16 protein-coding genes are annotated in these 15,999 nt (G+C 74.6%); 6 read left to right on the top strand and 10 right to left on the bottom strand.

Annotated features, from left to right (window positions below):
• Window positions 1-77: 77 nt before the first annotated feature.
• The 7 genes from ACH01S_RS01205 to rimP all read right to left on the bottom strand — a co-directional run bounded on the left by ACH01S_RS01205 (window position 78) and on the right by rimP (window position 7,750).
• The gene (locus tag ACH01S_RS01205) at window positions 78-1,298 is read right to left on the bottom strand and encodes a DHH family phosphoesterase (RefSeq protein ID WP_083980133.1); all 1,221 of its coding nucleotides are present in this window, start codon (window positions 1,296-1,298) and stop codon (window positions 78-80) included.
• Complete coding sequence (gene rbfA, locus ACH01S_RS01200; RefSeq protein WP_067884249.1) at window positions 1,295-1,846, bottom strand: 30S ribosome-binding factor RbfA; 552 nt, start codon at window positions 1,844-1,846, stop codon at window positions 1,295-1,297. Before rbfA ends, ACH01S_RS01205 begins: the two co-directional genes overlap by 4 nt.
• Window positions 1,847-1,929: 83 nt before the next feature.
• Window positions 1,930-2,241: a DUF503 domain-containing protein gene (locus ACH01S_RS01195; protein ID WP_246236900.1), complete on the bottom strand. Its 312-nt coding sequence runs from the start codon at window positions 2,239-2,241 to the stop codon at window positions 1,930-1,932.
• A 287-nt stretch (window positions 2,242-2,528) separates the two neighbouring features.
• Window positions 2,529-5,561, bottom strand: coding sequence for a translation initiation factor IF-2 (infB, locus tag ACH01S_RS01190; protein ID WP_067884247.1), 3,033 nt, complete (start codon window positions 5,559-5,561; stop codon window positions 2,529-2,531).
• A 109-nt stretch (window positions 5,562-5,670) separates the two neighbouring features.
• Complete coding sequence (locus ACH01S_RS01185; RefSeq protein ID WP_067884244.1) at window positions 5,671-5,937, bottom strand: YlxR family protein; 267 nt, start codon at window positions 5,935-5,937, stop codon at window positions 5,671-5,673.
• A 63-nt stretch (window positions 5,938-6,000) separates the two neighbouring features.
• Window positions 6,001-7,050: a transcription termination factor NusA gene (gene nusA, locus ACH01S_RS01180; protein ID WP_067884500.1), complete on the bottom strand. Its 1,050-nt coding sequence runs from the start codon at window positions 7,048-7,050 to the stop codon at window positions 6,001-6,003.
• A 25-nt stretch (window positions 7,051-7,075) separates the two neighbouring features.
• Window positions 7,076-7,750, bottom strand: a complete 675-nt coding sequence (gene rimP, locus ACH01S_RS01175) for a ribosome maturation factor RimP (protein ID WP_067884242.1) — start codon at window positions 7,748-7,750, stop codon at window positions 7,076-7,078.
• Window positions 7,751-7,962: 212 nt separating this feature from the next.
• Here rimP and ACH01S_RS45685 point away from each other — a divergent pair, with 212 nt between their 5' ends.
• The 3 genes from ACH01S_RS45685 to ACH01S_RS01160 all read left to right on the top strand — a co-directional run bounded on the left by ACH01S_RS45685 (window position 7,963) and on the right by ACH01S_RS01160 (window position 10,655).
• Window positions 7,963-9,018 carry a ferritin-like domain-containing protein gene (locus ACH01S_RS45685; protein ID WP_246236897.1) on the top strand — a complete coding sequence of 352 codons (1,056 nt, stop codon included), beginning with the start codon at window positions 7,963-7,965 and terminating at the stop codon, window positions 9,016-9,018.
• Window positions 9,019-9,161: 143 nt separating this feature from the next.
• Complete coding sequence (locus tag ACH01S_RS01165; protein WP_148344556.1) at window positions 9,162-9,479, top strand: hypothetical protein; 318 nt, start codon at window positions 9,162-9,164, stop codon at window positions 9,477-9,479.
• A 114-nt stretch (window positions 9,480-9,593) separates the two neighbouring features.
• Window positions 9,594-10,655 carry a TRM11 family SAM-dependent methyltransferase gene (locus tag ACH01S_RS01160; protein WP_067884237.1) on the top strand — a complete coding sequence of 354 codons (1,062 nt, stop codon included), beginning with the start codon at window positions 9,594-9,596 and terminating at the stop codon, window positions 10,653-10,655.
• Between the two features lie 12 nt (window positions 10,656-10,667).
• Here ACH01S_RS01160 and ACH01S_RS01155 read toward each other — a convergent pair whose 3' ends face one another.
• Window positions 10,668-11,369 (bottom strand): HAD family hydrolase, encoded by a 702-nt coding sequence (locus ACH01S_RS01155; protein ID WP_067884231.1) that lies wholly within the window; start codon window positions 11,367-11,369, stop codon window positions 10,668-10,670.
• A 174-nt stretch (window positions 11,370-11,543) separates the two neighbouring features.
• Between ACH01S_RS01155 and ACH01S_RS01150 the strand changes: the two genes are divergently transcribed.
• From ACH01S_RS01150 to ACH01S_RS01140, 3 genes are all read left to right on the top strand, one after another.
• Window positions 11,544-11,813 carry a hypothetical protein gene (locus ACH01S_RS01150; RefSeq protein WP_067884226.1) on the top strand — a complete coding sequence of 90 codons (270 nt, stop codon included), beginning with the start codon at window positions 11,544-11,546 and terminating at the stop codon, window positions 11,811-11,813.
• Between the two features lie 203 nt (window positions 11,814-12,016).
• Window positions 12,017-13,279 carry a lysylphosphatidylglycerol synthase transmembrane domain-containing protein gene (locus tag ACH01S_RS01145; RefSeq protein ID WP_067884224.1) on the top strand — a complete coding sequence of 421 codons (1,263 nt, stop codon included), beginning with the start codon at window positions 12,017-12,019 and terminating at the stop codon, window positions 13,277-13,279.
• Between the two features lie 150 nt (window positions 13,280-13,429).
• A complete protein-coding gene (locus ACH01S_RS01140; protein ID WP_083980131.1) occupies window positions 13,430-13,948 on the top strand; it encodes a flavin reductase family protein in 519 nt (172 codons plus the stop codon).
• Here the strand turns inward: ACH01S_RS01140 and ACH01S_RS01135 are convergent.
• Window positions 13,941-15,170, bottom strand: coding sequence for an ROK family transcriptional regulator (locus tag ACH01S_RS01135; RefSeq protein WP_067884494.1), 1,230 nt, complete (start codon window positions 15,168-15,170; stop codon window positions 13,941-13,943). The two genes, ACH01S_RS01140 and ACH01S_RS01135, sit on opposite strands and share 8 nt — an antisense overlap.
• Window positions 15,170-15,928 (bottom strand): ATP-binding cassette domain-containing protein, encoded by a 759-nt coding sequence (locus tag ACH01S_RS01130; protein ID WP_067884218.1) that lies wholly within the window; start codon window positions 15,926-15,928, stop codon window positions 15,170-15,172. The genes ACH01S_RS01135 and ACH01S_RS01130 overlap by 1 nt, the downstream gene beginning before the upstream one ends.
• Window positions 15,929-15,999: the final 71 nt, after the last annotated feature.

The raw sequence follows: 15,999 nt of genomic DNA, 5'->3' as shown, positions 1-15,999 counted from the left end.
GGACGGACGCCGATTCTAACGGCCTCCGCCCCCCGGCCCGCGCCATCGCCGCCGGGCCGGGCCGCCGGGCCGGGCCGTCAGCTCTCGGCGGGGAGGAGGGCGCGGAGGCGGTCGAGCGCCTCGTCCACGGTGCCCGACCAGAGGAAGCCCGCCATCTCGCGGTGGCCGCCTCCGTTCAGCGCCGCGCACACCACGCTCAGGTCGATGTTGCCCTTGGACCGGACGGAGAAGTACCAGCGCCCGTCGTCGGTCTCTTTGCAGACGACCGCGACCTCGGCCTCGTCCGTCCGGCGGAGCTGGTCGATGATCCCCTCAAGCTGGTCGTAGGGGACGGAGCGGCGGTCGGAGCGGGCGATCGTCGTCCAGACGAGGCCGCGGCCGCCCGCGGCGTCGCGCTCCAGCCGGGCCCGCGACAGCGCGCCCGCGAGGACCTGGAGGTAGCCGAACGGCGCCCGGTCCCACAGCTCGCGGCTGACGGCCTCAGGCCGGACGCCCGCGGTGAGCAGCCGTCCCGCGAGGTCGTGGACCTTCGGGGTCGTGCACGGGTACTTGAACGAGCCGGTGTCGCTGGCGAGGCCCGCGTAGAGGCCCTGCGCGATGTCCCGGTCGAGCGGGACGCCGAGCCTGCGGATCAGCTCCTCGACCAGCACCGCCGTCGCGGCCGCGGCCGGATCGACGAGCCGCACGCCGCCGAACCCGGTGTTGGACGCGTGGTGGTCGACCACGATCAGCGCGCCCGCCCGGTCCGCCGCGCCCGCGAGGGCGCCGAGGCGGGCCCGCCCGGCCGCGTCCAGGGAGATCATCAGCTCCGGCGCGGGCGGCATCTCGGCGGGCTCGACCAGCAGCTCCTGGCCGGGCAGGAACCGCAGGATGGCCGGGACGGCGAACGGCTCGCCGAAGGAGGCGTAGCAGCGCTTGCCCAGCGCGCGGAGCGCCTGCGCGAGCGCCAGCATCGAGCCGAGCGCGTCGCCGTCCGGGGCGACGTGGCAGGCCAGGGACACCTCCCGGGCCGCGTGGATCAGCTCGACGGCCCGCTCCCACTCCAGGTCGGCGGGCGGCGGCGCGGGAGCGGTCGGCGTGGAGGGCGCGCCGGACGCCGGGAGCGCGGGGCCGAGCGGGACGGCGGTCGGCGGCGTGGGCGCGGCGGACGCGAAGGGGGGGTCGGTGACGCGGCGGCCCGCGCCGTTGCGCGAGACCACGTCGTGCCCGGTGACGGAATGCCCGCCCGCGTCGTGCGGCGGCCATTCCCCGGAACTTCCGGGGCCGGGCGCCTCCGCGCGCCCCTCGTCCCCGGTCATGACGGCGGGCGGCCCGGGCGGCCGTCCGCGCCGTCCGCCGCTCCCGGCCGCCCGGCGGAGTCGTCCGCGCCGGTGTCCGCGTCCGCGCCGGTGTCGTCGGCCTCGTCGTCCTCGGACTCGTCTTCGTCTTCGTCGGCGACGCGGTAGGGGTTCGGGTCGCCCGCCGGGGACGCGCCCTGCGCCGTCCTCGCCACCTCGGCGTCCTTCGCCCTGGCCTTGGCCAGCAGGTCGTCGATGTGCGCCGCGTTCTCCATCAGGGAGTCCATGACGAACGTGATGCTGGGCGTGTGCCGGACCCCGGTCTTCCTGCCCACCTCCGACCGGATGACGCCCTTGGCGCTCTCCAGCGCGGCGGCCGTCTCGGCGCGCTCGCCGTCCGACCCGTACACCGTGTAGTACACGGTGGCGTCGCGCAGGTCGTTGGTGATGCGGGTGTCCGTCACGGTCACGAAGCCGAGCCGCGGGTCCTTGATCCGCCGCTCCAGCATCTCGGCCACGATCTGCTGGATGCGGTCGGCGAGCTTGCGCGCCCGGGCTGCGTCCACCATGATCGCACTCCCTTTCTGTGGTCTGCCGACCCCTCTATGGTCCAACGACGCCCGTCCGCGCCCCCCACTCCGGGGGGACACACTCACTCGTCGTCGTCGTTGAAAAGCCGCTGCCTCGCGGACAGCAGTTCTATCTCCGGCCGCCCGGCAACGAGCCGTTCGCACCGGTCGAGCACCTGGGTGCAGTTCGCGGCGGTGCCCGAGACCACCGCCACCCCGATCTCCGCCCTGCGGTACAGGTCGTTGCCGCCGGTCTCGGCGACGGCCACCCCCGGGAAGTGCTTCTGCACCTCCGCGATGAGCGGCCGCAGGACGGACCGCTTCTGCTTCAGCGAGCGGACGTCCCCCAACAGCAGGTCGAGCGTCAGCGCACCCACGTACACCTGGTCGATCACCTCGGGATTCTCAGAAGACTGAACGACGGTGCCTGCCCGCCGTGTTCCCGACCCGTCCCGGGACGGGGACGAGCCGGACATGACAGACGCCAGGCTAGAAGATCCGCCTGGCGTCGTGTCACCGGATTAAACGATCACGTCGGCATTGGACGGTCACGTCGGCGCGCCCGAGGGGAACGCCCGGCCGGACGCCGCGCGGCACCGGCCGGACGGGTGTCCGGCCGGTGCCGCGCGGACGTGCGCGGCCTGATCATGCGGCCCGATCGCGCGGCCTCAGTCACGCGGCCTCAGTCGCGCGGCTTCTCCCGCATCTCGAAGCACTCGATGACGTCGCCGAGCTTGATGTCGTTGTAGCCCACGCCGATACCGCACTCGAAGCCCTCGCGGACCTCGGTCGCGTCGTCCTTGAAGCGGCGCAGCGACGACACCGTGAGGTTGTCGGCGACGACGACGCCGTCGCGGACGAGCCGGGCCTTGGCGTTGCGCTGGATGACGCCCGAGGTGACCATCGAGCCCGCGACGCTGCCGATCCGCGGCACCTTGAAGATCTCGCGGATCTCGGCCTGGCCGAGCTGGACCTCCTCGAACTCCGGCTTGAGCATGCCCTTGAGGGCCGCCTCGATCTCCTCGATCGCCTGGTAGATGATCGAGTAGTACCGGATGTCGACGCCCTCGCGGTCGGCCAGCTCCTGCGCGTTCCGCTCGGGACGCACGTTGAAGCCGATGATGACCGCGCCCTCGGACGCCAGCGACAGGTTGACGTCGTCCTGCGTGATCGCGCCGACGCCGCGGCGGATGATCCGCAGGTTGACCTCCTCGCCCACGTCGATCTTGAGCAGGGAGTCCTCCAGCGCCTCGACGGAGCCGGACACGTCGCCCTTGAGGATGAGCAGCAGCTCCTGCCGCTCGCCGCGCTCCAGGTCCTTGAACAGCTCTTCGAGGGAGCTGCTCTTGCGGCTCTTGAGCAGTTCGGCGTTGCGCTTGCGCGCGACCCGCTTGTCGGCGATCTGCCGGGCGATCCGGTCGTCCTCGACGACGAGGAAGTTGTCACCGGCGCCGGGCACGGCCGCGAGGCCGAGCACCTCCACCGGGCGGGACGGCCCCGCCTCCGTGACGTTCTCCAGGTTCTCGTCGAGCATCGCGCGGACGCGGCCGTGCGCCACGCCGCAGACGATCGAGTCGCCGACCCGCAGCGTGCCGCGCTGCACCAGCACGGTCGCCACGGCGCCCCGGCCCTTGTCGAGGTGGGCCTCGATGGCGGAGCCCTGGGCGGGCATGTCGGGGTTGGCCTTCAGGTCGAGCTCGGCGTCGGCGGTCAGGATGATCGCCTCCAGCAGCCCGTCGATGTTGATCCGCTCGCGGGCGGACACGTCGACGAACTGCGTCTGACCGCCGAACTCCTCGGCGACCAGGCCGTACTCGGTGAGCTGCGCCCGCACCCGGTTCGGGTCGGCGCCCTCGACGTCGATCTTGTTGACCGCGACGACGATCGGCACCCCGGCCGCGGTGGCGTGGTCGATCGCCTCCGTGGTCTGCGGCTTGACGCCGTCGTCGGCGGCGACCACCAGCACCACCAGGTCGGTGGTGTCGGCGCCGCGGGCCCGCATGGCGGTGAACGCCTCGTGGCCCGGGGTGTCGATGAAGGTGATGGCGCGCTTCTCGCCGTCGACCTCCGTCTCCACCTGGTAGGCGCCGATGTGCTGGGTGATGCCGCCGGCCTCGCCCGCCTGCACGTTCGCGTGGCGGACGGCGTCCAGCAGCTTGGTCTTGCCGTGGTCGACGTGGCCCATGACGGTGACGACCGGCGGACGGGACTGGAGGTGCTCCTCGCCGCCCTCGTCCTCGCCGTACTCGATGTCGAACGACTCGAGGAGCTCGCGGTCCTCGTCCTCGGGGCTGACGACCTGGACGTCGAAGTCCAGTTCGAGCCCGAGCGCCATGAGGTCGTCGGGGTCGACCGACTGGGTCGCGGTGACCATCTTGCCGAGGTGCATCATGATCGCGACGAGCGACGCCGGGTTGGCGCCGATCTTCTCGGCGAAGTCGGTCAGGGACGCGCCCTGCGGCAGCCGGATCGTCTTGCCGCCGCCGCGCGGAGCCGAGACGCCGCCGACCGCGGGGGCCTGCATGTTCTCGAACTCCTGACGACGCGCCCGCTTCGACTTGCGACCGCGCGCGGGACGTCCGCCGGGACGGCCGAAGGCGCCCTGCGTGCCGCCGCGTCCGCGACCGCCGCCGCCGGGGCGGGGCCCGAAGCCCGGACGGCCGCCGCCGCCACCGCCGCCCGCGCGGGGCGCGCCGAAGCCGCCGCCGCCACCGGGACGACCGCCGCCGCCGGGACCGCGGCCACCGCCGCCGGGACCGCGACCGCCGCCGCCCGGGCCGCGACCGCCGCCACCGCCGCCGGGACCGCCGCGCCCGGGGGCGCCGGACGGCCGCGAGGACGGCATGTTCATCGGGCTGGGCCGCGGGCCGCCCGGCCGGGGCGGCATGCTGCCCGGGTTCGGACGCGGGCCGCCGGCGCCCGGAGCGCCGCCGGGACGCGGGCCCGGACGGGCGCCGCGCTCGCCGCCGCCCCCGCCGCCCGGACGGTCACCGCCGCCCTGACGCGGGCCGGGACGCGGACCGGGCTTGGGCGCCTGGCCCATGCCGGTGTTGGTCGAGCTGAAGGGGTTGTTGCCGGGACGCGGCCCACCGGGGCCACGGCCGCCGCCCCCGCCGCCCTGGCGAGGACCGGGGCGCGGGCCCGGCTTCGGCCCGCGCGGGCCCGGCTTCGGGCCGCCGCCGCCCGGGGCGCGGGTTCCGGCGCCGCCGGAACCGCCCTGGGCGCCGGGACCGGCCGCGGGCGGGGCGCTCGGGCCCTGCGCCGCGGGCGCGTTCACCGGCGTGCTCGGCGCGGGCGGGACCGGCCGGGGCGGACCCGGCCGCGGGCCGCCGCCCGGCGCGCCCTGGCCGCCGGGACCGCCCTGGCCGCCGGGGCCGGGGGCCGGAACGCCCGGACCCGGCTTCGGCGCGGGCGGGCGCGGCGCGGCGGGCCGCGGGGCCTGCTGGCGCGAACCCTGGGAATCGCCGCCGCCGGGCGGACCCGGACGCGGCGCGGCGGGCCGCGGCGCCGAAGGACGCTTCGGCGCGGCCCGCCTGTCCCCCTGCTTGGAGGAAGAAGAATTTGAGAAGGCTTCTGTCAGCCTGCGGACGACCGGCGCCTCGATCGTGGAGGACGCCGACCTTACGAACTCGCCCATCTCCTGGAGCTTGGCCATGACGACCTTGCTCTCTACACCGAACTCCTTGGCGAGTTCGTACACCCGGACCTTCGCCACTGCACTCCCTAACTCGGTCCGGGGGTGCGGCCTCCGGACCGTCGCTACCTTGCCGTACTCATCGCGGCGTGCTCATCGAGCGCTCATAGCAATCTCGACCTGCTTCCGACTAGACGTCGCTTTCCATTCGGCCATCCTGCTGCCGCGCGGCGCGGGCCGCAAGCCGTGCCCGCAGCGCCGCGCTGTCGAGCGGCCCCGGCAGGCGGAACGCCCGCGGGAACGCCCGACGCCGCTCTGCGAGCTCAAGGCACTCCGGATCGGGGTGCAGATGCGCGCCCCGCCCCGGCAGCCGCCCACGCGGGTCGGGGACGATGACGCCCTCGACCACGACAAGGCGCAGCAAGTCGGACTTGACCGTGCGAACCCGGCAACCCACACACGTGCGAACTGAGTTCACCGCCCGAACCTGTCTCGGGCCGCCCGGCCACGTTTCATGAGTCTACCGCGCCGACGCGTCGGCGGGGCCGGTCGCATGGGCCCCTGGCGTAGAAGATCCCGTTTCGTCGGATTCGGCGACCTTGGGGGGCGTCTGCTCGGGTTCGGTGTCGGACCTGATGTCGATCCGCCACCCGGTCAGCCGCGCGGCTAGCCGGGCGTTCTGCCCTTCCTTGCCGATGGCCAGGGACAACTGGTAGTCGGGGACGACGACCCGGGCGACCCGGGCGTCGGCGTCCACGACCTCCACATGGGAAACCCGCGCCGGCGACAGCGCATTCCCGACGAACTCGGCCGGGTCGTCCGACCAGTCGACGATGTCGATCTTCTCGCCGTGCAGTTCGGCCATCACGTTGCGGACGCGGCTGCCGAGCGGGCCGATGCAGGCGCCCTTGGCGTTCACCCCGGCCTTGCGCGAGCGCACCGCGATCTTGGTGCGGTGGCCCGCCTCGCGGGCGATCGCCGCGATCTCGACGGTGCCGTCCGCGATCTCCGGGACCTCCAGCGCGAACAGCTTGCGGACGAGGTTCGGGTGCGTCCGGGAGAGCTGCACCGACGGGCCGCGGTGCCCCTTGCGGACCTGCACCACGTACGCGCGCAGCCGCTCGCCGTGCTCGTAGCGCTCGCCGGGCACCTGCTCCTGCGGCGGCAGGACGGCCTCGATCTTGCCGAGGTCGACCAGGACGTTCCGCGGGTCCTTGCCCTGCTGGATGATGCCGCTGACGATGTCGCCCTCGCGGCCCGCGTACTCGCCGAAGGTCAGCTCGTCCTCGGCGTCGCGGAGGCGCTGGAGGATGACCTGCTTGGCGGTGGTCGCGGCGATCCGCCCGAACCCGGACGGGGTGTCGTCGTACTCCCGGGCGTTCTCGCCCTCGTCGTCGGTCTCGGTCGCCCACACGGTGACGTGCCCGCTCTGCCGGTCGAGCTCGACGCGCGCCCGGGGCGCGGCGCCCTCCGTCCGGTGGTAGGCGATCAGCAGCGCGTCTTCGATGGCCTTGACGGCCACGTCGAGCGAGATGTCCTTCTCGCTCTCCAGGGACCGCAGGGCGGTCATGTCGATGTCCACGAGGTTCCCCCCTCTAGTCCGGCTCAGCCGGAGAACGCGTTCCCTCGGCCGTGCGCGGCGGGCTGAACTCCACCTGCACGCGGCCGCGCCCCAGCTCGTCCAGGCCGAACCGGCGCCGCACGGTCCCGGCGGGCTTCCCGGGGGACTTCGCGGCCTGCTTCCCGGCGGACCCGGCGCCGCCCGCGCCGGCTCCCTTGCCCCGGCGCTTCGGCACGACGTCGATCTCCACGGCCGCGTCGTCGGCCGCGACCACCCGGCCCTCGATCTGGCCGCCCTCGGCCAGCGGGGCGACGACCAGCCGCCCGACGGCGCGGCGCCAGTGCCGCGGCTCGGTGAGGGGGCGGTCGACGCCCGGGGAGGACACCTCCAGCACGTAGGGCGTGGTCCCCATGGCGTCGGCGGCGTCGAGCAGCGCGGAGACGCGCTCGCTGATCGCGGCGATGTCGTCGAGGCCGACGCCGTCGTCGCCGTCGACGACGACGCGGACCAGGCGGCGCCGCCCGGCGGGGCGCACCTCGACCTCCTCCAGGTCGAAGCCCGCCGCGGCCACGGCGGGCGCGAGCAGCGCGGTCAGCTCGGCGACGGCGGCGGCCCGGCCGGGGCGCGGGGGCGCGTCCGTCCGGGCGGCCTCGCCGCCCGCCCCGCCGCGCCTCCCCTGAGCGCGGCCACCGCGGGACTCGACGCTCATGGGACCTCCTCCTGTTGTGCCGCCCGTGATGGGCGGATGTCGCCGCTCGTCCGTTGACACCTCAAGACTATCGACAGCCGGAGACCGCAGCGGTTTTTCGGACGGCTCACCGGCGCGGCGGATATGGAATGCTTGAGCTGGCCTGATGGACGCCCCCGCTCCCGGGGCCGCGCCAGGCCGCCGCCACCACGTCACCGGGTGAGGAGACTCCCTTGCCAGAGGCCTGGACGCGCACGCCGGGACCCCCCTCGGAGACCCGGCCGGGACCTCAGCCGCGCCTGCCCGAAACCCTGTCCCCCGAAACCCTGTCGCGCCGGGCCCTGCTCGGCCGGGGCGCCGCGCTGGCGGGCGGCGCGCTCGCCGCGCCGTGGCTGGCGGGCTGCGCCGCTTCGGCGGCCCCGCGCACGGACGTGTCGACGCTGGCGGGCGCCATCGCGTCCGAGCAGGACCTCGTCGCCACCTACGAGGCGGCGTACGCGGCGGCCAGGGCGGCGGAGTCCTGGCTGGCGAAGCGGCTGGCGCCGGTCCTCGCCCACCATCGCGCGCACCTCGGTGCCCTGCGGCGGCACTACGTGCCCGGCTCGGGCGACCGGGCGGACGAGGGCGGCGCGATCCCGCCCCCGCGCGCGGTGCCGGTGCCGCTCGGCGGCGGCGCGCTCGCCCTGCTGCGCGACCTGGAGAACCGCGCCGCCGAGGCGCGCACGGCGGACGCGGCGAAGGCCACCCCGGCGCTCGCCCAGCTGCTGGCGAGCATCGGCGCGTGCGAGGCGGGCCACGCCGTGACGGTGAAGGGCCAGCCGCCTGCGGTCGGGACGCGGTCGGCCGCCGAGGCGCTCCAGCGGGCGCTGGCCGCCGAGCACGCGGCGGTGTACGGCTACGGGGTGCTCGGCGCCCGGCTCGCCGGGACGCTGCGCGGGATCGCCGAATCGGTCTGGGCGGCGCACCGCGCCCAGCGCGACCGGCTGATCGCCATCGCGTCCGGGACGCCGGTCGCGGCCGCGCCCGCCTACCGGCTGCCCGTCCGGCCGACGTCCGCGCGCAGCGCCGCGCAGCTCGCGGCGGCGCTGGAGGACGGGCTCGTCCCCGCCTACGTGGGGCTCGCCGGGGTCTCGTCCCCCGACCTGCGCGCCTTCGCCGCCGACGGGGCGCGGCGGGCGGTGGCGCGGTCAGCGGGCTGGCGCTCCAGGGCGGGCGCCGCGATGCCGTCGGACGCGTTCCCGGGGCTGCCGGACGCGGCGGTCGAGCCGCGTCCCGAACCCGGCGAATGATCTTCGACCGGCCCCTTTGCGAGCCGTTCCGATTCCGTGTCGATCAGGGCGAGTGATCTGCCGCACGGCGGGAACGAAACGCCTGTTTGATCGCGTTAGTCCCATTCGAAGGGATGATCTCGGGGGAGGGAGTCCAGACCGGCATGTCCACCACTCCGCAGCGCAGCGCCCTCGACGAACTGCGGGCCGCCTACCACGAGCAGCTGACCCGGCTCGCCGCCGAGCGGGACGCCGCGCGCCGCCAGGCGCGGCGGGCCCAGGCGCAGGCCGACGTGGCGCGGGCCGACCTCGCCAGCCTGAAGAGCAGCGTCCAGGAACTGCTGGCCGCCGCCGCGCGGCACCTTCCCGACCTGGAGCCGGACGGGCCGCCGGAGCTTCCGGCCGCCGCCCGGCGGGCCCTGCCCGCGGCCTCCCCGTCCGGCGAGTCCGGTGGCGGGGAGCGTCCGGCGCGGGCCGCCTGAACCGGGAGGGAACGGCCCGCACAAGGGCCGTGCGGAGGCCGCCGGGAGCACGGCTCCCGGCGGCCTCCCGCAGCGGCGGCGAGGAGGGGGCGATGAGCCGGTAGGGTCGGGCGAATGACCGCGTACGGCCTCCTCGTCTCCCCCTCGCACAACCGGGTCTACGCACAGGCCGCCGCCGGGCTCGTGAAGGCGGAGCTGGCGGTGTTCGGCGAACGGGCCATGGACGGACGCGTCCGCGACATCCGCGAGACCGCCATCGGCGGCGTCCCGTACGTGACGTTCACGGCGGACGAGCTGTCGGAGCAGGACGTCCGCCTCCTGTCGAACCTGTCGTCGCTCTACGCGCTGTTCCGGATCGAGGACGGCGGACTGCTGCGTCCCGTCACCTTGCAGCCGCTCGACCTGTTCGGCAGCGACCTGCTCACCATCCAGAAGTACTCCGGCAAGACGAACGAGTACTTCACCAAGCTGCTACTGAACGTCACCGCGATGGCGTCCGGCTCCCCCATGGACCTGGTGACGGGACGCCCCCGCGTCCTCGACCCGATGTGCGGCCGGGGCACGACACTCAACCAGGCCATGATGTACGGCCTGGACGCCGCCGGGATCGACATCGACGCCAAGGACTTCGACGCCTACGCCGCCTTCATCAAGACCTGGCTGAAGAACAACCGGGTGAAGCACCAGGCGGAGATCGCCCCCATCCGGCGGGAGAAGGCCGTGCTCGGACGCCGCCTGCACGTGACGCTCGGCGCGTCCAGGGAGCGGTACAAGAGCGGCGAGACGATGGAGATCACCGTCGTGAACGCCGACTCCCTCGACGCGGGGAGGTTCTTCCGCCCCGCCTCGTTCGACCTGATCGTGACGGACGCGCCGTACGGGGTGCGGCACGGGAGCCGTCCGAAGGGCGGGCAGCCGGGCCGCCGGGGGAAGCCGCAGCTCTCGCGCAGCCCCGTCGAGCTGCTGGCGGCGGCCGTCCCGGAATGGGCGGCGCTGCTGCGGCCGGGCGGCGCGGTCGGCATCTCCTGGAACACCTACGTCGGACGCCGCGAGGACCTCGCCGACATCCTCGCCTCCAGCGGCCTGGAGGTGCGGGACTCCGAGGCCTACCGGGGCTTCCGGCACCGCGTCGACCAGGCCATCACCCGCGACCTGATCACCGCCCGCAAGCCCTGACCGGCCGGGCGGTCACGCGGCGTGCCAGCGCTCCACGTGCGGGAGCAGTTCGTCGAGGTCGTGGATGAGCGCGTCGGGCGGGGTGAGGCCGGGACGCTCGAACGCGTGCGTCGTCTGGTGCCAGATCTGCACGGCGCGCAGCCCGGCGGACTTGGCGCCGTGGATGTCGTCGTAGGGGCGGTCCCCGACGAACACGCAGGACGACGGGTCCGCCGCGCCGACGGCGTCCATGGCGGCGCGGAACGCCTTCTCGTGCGGCTTCGTCCAGGGGATCTCGCTGGTGTAGACGGCGCCGTCGAGCAGGTGCAGGACGTCGTCGCGCGCGAAGATGCGCTCGTGCAGGTCGCGCGACCAGATCGTGTTGGACAGGACGCCGACCTTGATCCCCCGCTCGCGGAGGGCGTTGAACAGCGCGGGGACGGCCGGGTCGGTGTGCGTGTGGGGCGTCCAGACCTCGAAGTGGGTGGCGAGCATCTCGCCGGTCGGCTGGACGCCCGCGAGGTCGAACAGCTCGTCCAGGGTGCCGCTGCGGTGCTCCCGGTCGCTGCGCTGCCACAGGTCGAGCTCGGCGCGGGCCAGCTCGGTCGCGGCCTTCTCGACGTCGTCCGGGGGGAGGTGGGCGGAGCAGATCGCGCGCCACATGTCGGCCAGTTCGAGGTCGTGCCACGGGGTCAGCGTGCCGCCCCAGTCGAAGATCACAGCTTCTACGCCCATGACCGGATCGTAACCATCCGGGTACGACAGACCACCCCTGTTTTCGGCCAGGACCGCGTCGCCGTCCGCGGACCCGCGAATAGCGGCCCGGACACCGGGGATAACGGTCCAACACCCGAAAACCTGGCGAAGACCGAATGAACCAGGTGAAACCAACCGGACCGGGGAGGAGCCATGAGGGCGCGCGAGCCCGGTGAGTCCCGCGACTTCCGCGCGGACATGGACGACATGGGCGACAACACGCAGGACGAGCAGATCGGCCTGACGGAGGAGTACGTCACCGACCCGCCCGAGGGGCTGCGGATCGAGGAGCCCGAGGAGAGCAGGGACGGGCTCAGCATCTCCGAGTACGAGCGGGAGGCCGCGCGGCCGGGCGAGGACGAGCGTCCGCGACCGGACGTCGCCGCCGAGACCGACGCCGTCAACCCGACCCGGCGGCCCTGACCGGAGGCGGCCGGGGCCGTCCGGCCGCCTCCGGTCACGGCCGCCCGGCCGGGCCGCCCGAAGTCCCTGATCAAACTGAGCGGCACCGCCCGGGTAACGGGTGTGGCGAGAGTTTCTTCGCGGTTCGGCCTCGCACCGCGGGGAATGTCATAGGCGCGGCATAGGTTGCGCAAAGCGGGGCTAGCTTGCGAGGTGACCGGGACATGCACGACACAGTCACGGCACCGGTCCGCCCCCAGGCCGAAGCCACCGCCCCCCGCACGCAGGACGCCGCCGACGGCACCAACGGCACCGACTCCGGCGCCGACGCGAGCCTCGCGGTGGCCGAGCCGGAGCAGGCACAGGCCCAGGCACAGGCGCGGCCGCGATGGCGACGGGCCGGAGTGCTCGCGCAGTGGGGGCTGCTCCTCGGGGTGCTCGCCGCGTTCCCGCTGTACCGCGACCAACTGCCCGACCTGAGCGTCATGTGGACGTCCGCCTCGCACGCCGATCCGGGCTGGCTCACGGTGGTCGTCCTCGCCGTCGCGGGGTCGATGGGCGCGTTCGCCCGGCTCCAGCGCAGGCTGCTGCGCATCGGCGGGCTGCGGATGTCGCTGCGCCGCGCGTTCGCGATCACCTACGCGGGCAACGCGCTGTCCACGACCTTGCCCGCCGGGCCCGCGGTGAGCGTCGTCTACACCTTCCGGCAGTTCCGCCGCGGCGGGGCGTCGGCGCAGCTCGCCACGGCCGTGATCCTGGCCGGCGGGGTGATCACCACGTCGGCGTACTCGCTGATCGGGGTGGCCGCGCTGCTCGTCGCGCCGGGCTCGCGCGGCCCGGCGCTGGTGGCGCTGTCGGTGCCGCTCGTCCCGGCGGCGCTGCTCGCCGCCGCGCTCGCCTGGCGGCCGACGCGCGCCCTGGTCACCGCGCCGCTCCGGCGCCTGTACCGGGCGGCGGTCGCCCATCCGCGGATCGCGCCGCACGCGGAGCGGCTCGCGGGCGTCCCCGCGGTGCTGCGCCCGACCCGGCGCGACTGGGCCGCGCTGATCGCGCTGTCCGCGCTGAACTGGGTGTTCGACATCCTCGCGCTGCTGGCGGCGGCGCACGCGGTCGGCATCGGCGTCGACCTCGACGGCGTCGCCCTCACCTACTTCGCCGCGCAGGCGGCGGGCAGCATCCTGCCGCTGCTGCCCGGCGGCCTCGGCGCGATCGAGGGCAGCATGGCCGCGTCGCTGGTCACGCTGGGCGCGGCGCTGTCCCCGGCCGTCGCGGCCGTGGGCCTCTACCGGCTGGTGTCGTACTGGGCGGTGGTCACGGTCGGCTGGATCGCGTGGTTCGCGCTGCACGAGGGGCCGCGCGTCCCGGCCCGCGTCAAGGCCCGGCTCGCCGGAGCCATGCGCGCGTTCCTGGAGGGCACGACCAAGGTCGCGCTCACCCCCTACGCCGCCGTCATCATGAACGCCCCCGCCGAGCTCCGCCGCCCCTGACCCGCCGTTCGGCAAGCGGCGCCGCGGTTCGGTCGATGGTCGGAGGTCGGGGCGGGACCTTCGGCCGAGATCGGGGGTCCGGGGAATCAGAACGCCGCATGAGGGGCTTTAGTGGTCAGCGACAGTGCCCCGGCCATGAAACGGACTGCCATGTACGGATCGCCCAACGGCCCGTCCGGACGACCGCTGACCGCCGTCGACCCCGCCGCCTTCCGCTCGGTGCTGGCCCGGTTCGCGACCGGCGTGGTCGCGGTCGCCGCCGCCGAGCCGGGGACGGGACGCCCCGCGGGCCTCGTCGCGAACTCGTTCACGTCCGTCTCGCTCGACCCGCCGCTCATCGCGTTCTGCGTGGCGCACACCAGCACCACCTGGCCGCGGCTCCGCAGCGCGGACCTGCTGTGCGTCAGCATCCTCGGCGAGTCGCAGCTGGAGGTGTCCGAGCGGCTGGCGCTGCGGGGCGGCGACAAGTTCGCCGGGATCGGCTGGACGGCGTCCCCCGGCGGCGCCCCGATGATCGACGACGCGATCGCCTGGATCGAGTGCGCGGTGGAGCAGGAGCACGTCGCGGGCGACCACGTGATCGTCGTCGCGCGCGTCCTCGACCTGGCCGAGCACCACGACGGCGCGCCGCTCGTCTTCTACCGCAGCTCCTACGGGACGTTCAGCTGACGGTCGAGTCCTCGGGCGCGCGGAGGCGGGCCAGCACCTGGAGCGGGTCCGCGAGGACCTCGGCGAAGGCGAACTCCGCCGCCCCCACGAGGGTCGTGTCGTCCCCGAGCGCGGCGGTGCGGAGCTTGACCTTCTCGCGCGGGGCGGCGAGCGCCCCGGTCGCGAGGACGCTGCGGATCTGCGCCGCCGACCCGAGGTAGATGTCGCGGAGCGTCCCGCCGAAGACGACCATGCCGGGGTTGAACACGTTGACGAGGTTGGCGACGCCGAGCCCGAGCCACTTTCCGACCCGTTGGAGCGCCTCCCGCGCGGCGATGTCGCCCGCGTCGGCGGCGGCGACGATGTCGCGGACCGCGTCCCGCCCGGCCTGGCCGGGGACCTCCTCGCGGCCCGCGTGGCGCAGCAGCGTCCGCTCCCCCACCTCGGCCTCCAGGCAGCCGTTCGAGCCGCAGGCGCAGGGCCGCCCGCCCGGGTTGACGATCATGTGGCCGATCTCGCCGCCGTAGCCCTCGTCCCCGCCGAGCAGCCGCCCGTGCGCGATGATGCCGCCGCCGACGCCGACGTCGCCGTGCAGGTAGATCAGGTTGTCGCAGCCGACCCCGGCGCCGCGCTCGTGCTCGGCGAGCGCGCCGAGGTTGGCGTCGTTGCAGACCGACACGGGGATGCCGAGCCCGAGCCGGCGGGACAGCGCGTCGCCGAGCCGCAGGTCGCCGACGTCCAGGTTGGGCCCGAACATGATCATGTCGTCGGAGCGGCGGACGGTGCCCGGGAACCCGACCGAGGCGCCGACGCACACCGCGTCCCGCTCGGCCTTGCGGACGAGCGACCGCGCCCCCGCGACGAGCACGCCCAGCAGGTCGGCGGGGTCGGAGTCGCGGGCGCGCACGCCCTCGCGCCGGTCCAGCACGACGCCGCCGAGCCCGACCCGGGCGACGACGAGCCGGTCGACGCCGACCTCGAAGGCCAGCACGTACACGCGGGTCGACTCGGGCCGGACGACCAGGGACGGCCGCCCGGCCCGCCGTCCTGGGCCGCGCGGCAGCTCCTCCCGGACGAGCCCCGCCGCCGTGAGGTCGGCCGTCAGCGCCATGATCGTGCTCCGGTTGAGCCCGAGCGACTCGGCGAGCACCGCGCGCGACGCCGGGCCGCGCAGGTGCACGAACCGCAGCAGCGTGCCGAGGTTGTGGCGCCGGATGTCCTCCTGGGACGGGCCGCCCTTCATCATCGGCGCGGCCCCGGGTCTCCGGCGGCGCCCGAGGTGATCAGCTCCACGATCTGCCGGTGGGTGGCGTCGGCCGTCCTGACCTGGGCGACCATCCGGCCGAGGTAGAGCGCGGCGATCCGGTCGGAGACCGCGAAGACGTCGTTCATGTTGTGCGAGATCAGCACGACGGCGAGGCCGCGGTCGGCGAGCCGCCGGACGGTCTCCAGCACCTGCTGGGTCTGCGCGACGCCGAGCGCGGCGGCGGGCTCGTCCAGGACGACGACCTTGCTGTCGTAGAGGACGGCGCGGGCGATCGCGACGGTCTGCCGCTGCCCGCCGGACAGCGTCGAGACCCGCTGCCGCACCGACCCCATCGTGCGGACGGCGAGCCCGGACAGCGCCGTCCGCGCCATCTCCTCCATCGTGTCCTCGTCGAGGGACAGGCCGCGGCGCCGCTCCCGCCCCAGGAAGAGGTTCTGGACGATGTCGAGGTTCTCGCAGAGCGCGAGGTCCTGGTGGACGATCTCGATCCCGAGCCGGCTGGCGTCGCGCGGGCTGCCGACCCGCACCGGGCGCCCCTCGAAGCGGTACTCGCCCCGGTCGAACGGGTGGATGCCGCCGATGCACTTCACGAGGGTGGTCTTGCCCGCGCCGTTGTCGCCGACGAGCGCGGTGACCTCGCCCGGATAGGCGGTGAACGCGACGTCGTGGAGCACCCGGACGGAACCGAAGCTCTTGTCGACGCCGCGCAGATCCAGGGCTGGCGTCACTGACATCCCGAGGGGCTCCCACCGTGCCACACCGCCCCCGCGCGCCAGGCGGTCGTGGTCAGTGAGCGTATCAGCAG

The organism is Actinomadura chibensis NBRC 106107, assembly GCF_001552135.1.
Taxonomy (GTDB): Bacteria; Actinomycetota; Actinomycetes; order Streptosporangiales; family Streptosporangiaceae; genus Spirillospora; species Spirillospora chibensis.
The sequence above is the reverse complement of the archived record's forward strand: the minus strand, read 5'-3'. Positions and strand labels throughout refer to the sequence as shown.

Coding starts and splice junctions, on each gene's coding strand:
- ACH01S_RS01205 (WP_083980133.1), bottom strand. CDS start 1,298: ATGACCGGGGACGAGGGGCGCGCGGAGGCGCCCGGCCCCGGAAGTTCC.
- rbfA (WP_067884249.1), bottom strand. CDS start 1,846: ATGGTGGACGCAGCCCGGGCGCGCAAGCTCGCCGACCGCATCCAGCAG.
- nusA (WP_067884500.1), bottom strand. CDS start 7,050: ATGACCGCCCTGCGGTCCCTGGAGAGCGAGAAGGACATCTCGCTCGAC.
- rimP (WP_067884242.1), bottom strand. CDS start 7,750: ATGAGCGTCGAGTCCCGCGGTGGCCGCGCTCAGGGGAGGCGCGGCGGG.
- ACH01S_RS01165 (WP_148344556.1), top strand. CDS start 9,162: ATGTCCACCACTCCGCAGCGCAGCGCCCTCGACGAACTGCGGGCCGCC.
- ACH01S_RS01160 (WP_067884237.1), top strand. CDS start 9,594: ATGACCGCGTACGGCCTCCTCGTCTCCCCCTCGCACAACCGGGTCTAC.
- ACH01S_RS01155 (WP_067884231.1), bottom strand. CDS start 11,369: ATGGGCGTAGAAGCTGTGATCTTCGACTGGGGCGGCACGCTGACCCCG.
- ACH01S_RS01150 (WP_067884226.1), top strand. CDS start 11,544: ATGAGGGCGCGCGAGCCCGGTGAGTCCCGCGACTTCCGCGCGGACATG.
- ACH01S_RS01145 (WP_067884224.1), top strand. CDS start 12,017: ATGCACGACACAGTCACGGCACCGGTCCGCCCCCAGGCCGAAGCCACC.
- ACH01S_RS01140 (WP_083980131.1), top strand. CDS start 13,430: ATGTACGGATCGCCCAACGGCCCGTCCGGACGACCGCTGACCGCCGTC.
- ACH01S_RS01135 (WP_067884494.1), bottom strand. CDS start 15,170: ATGAAGGGCGGCCCGTCCCAGGAGGACATCCGGCGCCACAACCTCGGC.
- ACH01S_RS01130 (WP_067884218.1), bottom strand. CDS start 15,928: ATGTCAGTGACGCCAGCCCTGGATCTGCGCGGCGTCGACAAGAGCTTC.